This is a genomic window from Leisingera sp., assembly GCF_034669605.1.
GTDB lineage: Bacteria > Pseudomonadota > Alphaproteobacteria > Rhodobacterales > Rhodobacteraceae > Leisingera.
In genome coordinates this window covers 1-3,754 of the sequence record NZ_JAXMOX010000309.1, presented here as the reverse complement: position 1 = coordinate 3,754, position 3,754 = coordinate 1, and the positions used below count along the sequence as shown (strand labels likewise).

The following is a 3,754-nucleotide window of genomic DNA, read 5'->3' as shown; positions in this document are numbered from 1 at the left end:
AGCGTCTCGCAGAGGTCAGCGGCACCGGTTCCAACCCGGCCAAGCGCGCCGATGACGATGGCAGTAGGACGGCCTGTGTTCAGCCCATCGAGTTCCGCTCCAAGATCTGCCAGCAAGGCATCCTTGCCGCCGTAGACGCCAACCGGGCCGCAAAGTTCTCCGCGCTGCTGGGCGGCCCATGCTTTCAGTGTGACTGCCGCGCCGGCATAGCCCGCCCAGTAGCCAAAGGCAGCAACCCGGCGGCCGGTCTCATCGACCAGATACTCCAGATCATAGAGCGTGCCGCCGCCAGCCTTGAACCGCTCCAGCAGCGCCTTGCCGGAATGCTGGCCCTTGAAGGCATGGCCGAACATAATGTGGCGGTGCGGCAGCGGGGTGCCGTCCTCGGGCAGTTCCTTGAGGCCGAAGATGATCGCATCTGCCGGCGCCTCGGGCCAGGAGTTTTCCGGCGCAATTTCACAGCCTGCATCAATGTAGCCCTGCAGCGGAATGGCCCGGACCGAGCTTTCCTCCACCGTGACCCTGATGCCGCCTGACAGCAGCGCCCTGGCGCCTTCGGGGGTCAAGCCCACCCGCTCCTCATTCGGGCGCTGTTCGGCCCGTACCCACAGATGCGTCATCGTCGTGCCCTTCAAAGCATTTCCTTGGCATAGACTGCGCGGATCGACTCGCGCTGCTCCATTGCCGTCATGAAATTCTGGATTTTGGGGAAGTTGTCCACTTTCACCCCGTCACCCGCCAGCCAGGTGCAGATCACATAGAGGTAGCAATCGGCAAGGCTGACCCTATCGCCCAGCACAAAGGGTCCGCGCAGGCCGGCTTGGCTGATGTACTCGCAGGAGGCCGTCATGGTCTGCGGCACCTTGGCCTGCATGTCCTTGTAACTGGAGGTCTTGCTGGCCCAGCGGGCGCCGCGCCGCATATGGGCGTGGTTCACATGCATGGTCGAGGCGAGGTAGAACATCACCTCGCGCATCCGCGCCTTCAGCACCGGGTCCTGCGGGCGCAAGCCGGCTTCCGGCGCCTTATCAGCGATATATTCCAGCAGCGCGCCGGTCTCGGTCAGGATGCCGCCTTCAACCGCCAGGGCGGGCACCCGGCCCTTGGGGTTGATCTGGGTATAGGCCGGACCGGTCTGTTCCTTGGCGGCAAAGTCGATCTTCACCGCCTCGTATTCCATCCCGGCTTCTTCCAGCGCGATGGCCACGGCCACGGAAATTGTAGTGGGGGCGTAATAAAGCTGCATGTCTTTTCCTCCCTTGCGGTCGTTCAAAGATGTGTTTGGGCAAAATGCCGGTCCGGGGCTTCCAGGTGCGGCACCGCGTTGAACAGAACCGGGCTGAGGTGGCCGCCGATCGGGAACAGACGGTGCATCGAGGTGTTCATGATCGCCAGCGCAAGCCGGGCCATGCCCGCGGTGTCCAGCCCCATCGCCTGCCGCAGCGCCATCGCGATCAGCCCGCCGGAGGTGACCACAAGTGCTGGGCCGTCGCCTGCAGCGATTTCTTTCAGTGCTGCTTGGGTGCGGGTCTCAAAACTGGCCCAGCTTTCGTAGGGTTCGGAGATTTCGTCTTTGGCCCAAGCGGCAAAAACCTTGGGCAAATGATCGACAAAACCCTCGCGCTCTTCCGGAATAGCCAGGCCGAGCTGGTCACGCATCGCCTCGGCGAGGGTAAAATACTCCATCTCGTTCAGGCGCGGGTCCTGCACCACATCAGTGCAGCCCATCGAGGAGGCTGTTTCGATATGGCGGGTGAGGGTGCCGCAATAGACGCGGGGGTGATGACTGTCAGTGGCCCGCAGATGTTTCCCCAGCCAGGCCGCCTGCTGGTGGCCCAGATCGCTGAGACGGTCATAGCTGGCTTCGTCCCGGGCGCCGGTATTGGCCTGGCCGTGGCGGATCAGCGTGATGTGGGACATGGGTAGGGGGCTCCGTTGTTTCCGGGGAAGTCTTAGGGGAGGTTCCGGGGAGAGGGAAGACCGGGTTGGGAATTGGCCTTATCAAAGTCATTGAGGGCTGAATAAACTTGGCGCATTGTGCAGCGGTCAATTTGGAGACCCGCCATGCCCCTAGACCGTCAGCGTTTTCTTGATGATTTGCATATGTTGCGCAGCTTTGGCGCATCGGGCGTTGGCAAAGGGGTGGTGCGGCAGGCCTATTCCGAGGCAGACATCGCGGCGCGGAAATGGCTGGCCGGACGGATGGCAGAGGCCGGGCTGGAACCGCATTTCGACCCGCTTGGAAACTTGTTCGGTCTGGCCGGGGAGCGGAGCCTTCTGGTGGGCTCCCACAGCGACAGCCAACCCGAGGGCGGCTGGCTGGACGGCGCGCTTGGGGTGGTGGCCGGGCTGGAGATCGCCCGTGCGGCCAGGGAGGCAGGCGGCCCGCTCATTTCCTGCGTCAGCTTTCAGGATGAGGAGGGACGGTTCGGGGTGCTGACCGGGTCCGATGTCTGGTCCGGCAAACTGGCGCTGGATGAGGCGGATGGGTTCACCGACAGCTCTGGCAATACCCTTGCCGGGATGCGGGTGCAGATGGCGGAGCTGACGGGAGATTTTCTGCCGCATAAGCGCTTTAGCGGCTTTTTGGAAATGCATATTGAACAAGGCCCCTATCTGGAGGAAACTGGGCTGGGGCTTGGGGTGGTGACCGATATCGTTGGCATCCGGGACATGCGGATCACGTTTTCGGGGCGGCAGAACCACGCAGGCACCACACCGATGCACCTGCGCCGGGACGCGTTTCAGGCGCTGTCAGCATTCAACGCGGCGCTGAACAGCCGGTTTGCAAATGTGGTGACACCTGCCACGGTCTGGACCATCGGCCATGTGGCGCTGCATCCCAATGCGTCCTCCGTCGTGCCCGGGTGCGTCGAGTTTTCGATGCAATGGCGCGATGCCGATGCAGAGCGGCTGGCGCGGATGGAGGCGCTTATCAAGGAGACGGCGCGGGAGATTGCGGCTGATCACGGCGTGGCATCGGAGCTTGGCCCGGTGATGGGCATAGAACCGGCGGCGATGGATACGCGGTATCAGGCGGAACTGGAGGCCGCTGCAGAGGTGTCCGCGCCGGGTAAGTGGCGGAAAATGCCTTCAGGTGCATTGCATGATGCAGCCAACCTTGCGACGGTGATGCCTGCGGGGATGCTGTTTGTGCCCTCGACCGGCGGTATCAGCCATGCCTTTGACGAGGACACGCCGGAGGCGGATCTGGTGCTGGGACTGCAAGTCCTGGACCGCGCAGCCCGGGCGTTGGCGGGGTGATCTGCAGGCAGATGCTCCCGCCTGTTCCTGATCATCCTTCCGGATGCCCTTCACGTTGGGCCGGGCGCCGCTGGCGCGGCGCTGTCAGCTCCGTCCGTAGCCGCGTTTGAGCATCCGGTTGCGGTGCTTGTCGGCAGCCAGGGAAGCCTCGCGCAGATTGGCGTAAAGGTTGATGACACTGTGCCCGTTGCCGCCTGCTATGCCCCATTCGCGCAGCACTGAAACCTCGGAAAACAGGTTCATCGCCAGCTCAATGCGGTAGAACCGGGGCGGGCGCGAAGGGGCTTGGCGGTAGAGCAGACAGGTGGCCATCTCTTGATTCTACGCCATGCGATTCGCCTCGGCAAGAATCTCTGTGCCCGGCCGCGGAGCGCGAATCCCAAGAGTGCGGAAAACTGCGCTGCCACGGAGAACACCAACCAGCGCAAAACCGGAATGCCAATCGCGTAGACGACGCAGCGCACAGCCAGGCCGGCGCCAGTCACAGCCC

4 protein-coding genes and 1 pseudogene are annotated in these 3,754 nt (G+C 63.3%); 1 reads left to right on the top strand and 4 read right to left on the bottom strand.

Annotated elements, in window-relative coordinates:
• From VOI29_RS23315 to VOI29_RS23305, 3 genes and pseudogenes are all read right to left on the bottom strand, one after another.
• Positions 1-620: pseudogene (locus VOI29_RS23315) on the bottom strand (saccharopine dehydrogenase); the annotation flags it as partial.
• Positions 621-631: 11 nt separating this feature from the next.
• The gene (locus tag VOI29_RS23310; protein WP_323784130.1) at positions 632-1,246 is read right to left on the bottom strand and encodes a glutathione S-transferase family protein; all 615 of its coding nucleotides are present in this window, start codon (positions 1,244-1,246) and stop codon (positions 632-634) included.
• 23 nt (positions 1,247-1,269) lie between these two features.
• Positions 1,270-1,920, bottom strand: a complete 651-nt coding sequence (locus VOI29_RS23305; protein WP_323784128.1) for a histidine phosphatase family protein — start codon at positions 1,918-1,920, stop codon at positions 1,270-1,272.
• Positions 1,921-2,064: 144 nt separating this feature from the next.
• Here VOI29_RS23305 and VOI29_RS23300 point away from each other — a divergent pair, with 144 nt between their 5' ends.
• Positions 2,065-3,264 (top strand): hydantoinase/carbamoylase family amidase, encoded by a 1,200-nt coding sequence (locus VOI29_RS23300; RefSeq protein WP_323784126.1) that lies wholly within the window; start codon positions 2,065-2,067, stop codon positions 3,262-3,264.
• Between the two features lie 84 nt (positions 3,265-3,348).
• Here the strand turns inward: VOI29_RS23300 and VOI29_RS23295 are convergent, their stop codons facing one another.
• Positions 3,349-3,576: a WGR domain-containing protein gene (locus VOI29_RS23295; RefSeq protein WP_323784124.1), complete on the bottom strand. Its 228-nt coding sequence runs from the start codon at positions 3,574-3,576 to the stop codon at positions 3,349-3,351.
• Positions 3,577-3,754: the final 178 nt, after the last annotated feature.

Excerpts from the sequence above, each read along its gene's own strand:
- VOI29_RS23300 (WP_323784126.1), top strand. The coding sequence starts at position 2,065 with ATGCCCCTAGACCGTCAGCGTTTTCTTGATGATTTGCATATGTTGCGC.
- VOI29_RS23310 (WP_323784130.1), bottom strand. The coding sequence starts at position 1,246 with ATGCAGCTTTATTACGCCCCCACTACAATTTCCGTGGCCGTGGCCATC.
- VOI29_RS23305 (WP_323784128.1), bottom strand. The coding sequence starts at position 1,920 with ATGTCCCACATCACGCTGATCCGCCACGGCCAGGCCAATACCGGCGCC.
- VOI29_RS23295 (WP_323784124.1), bottom strand. The coding sequence starts at position 3,576 with ATGGCCACCTGTCTGCTCTACCGCCAAGCCCCTTCGCGCCCGCCCCGG.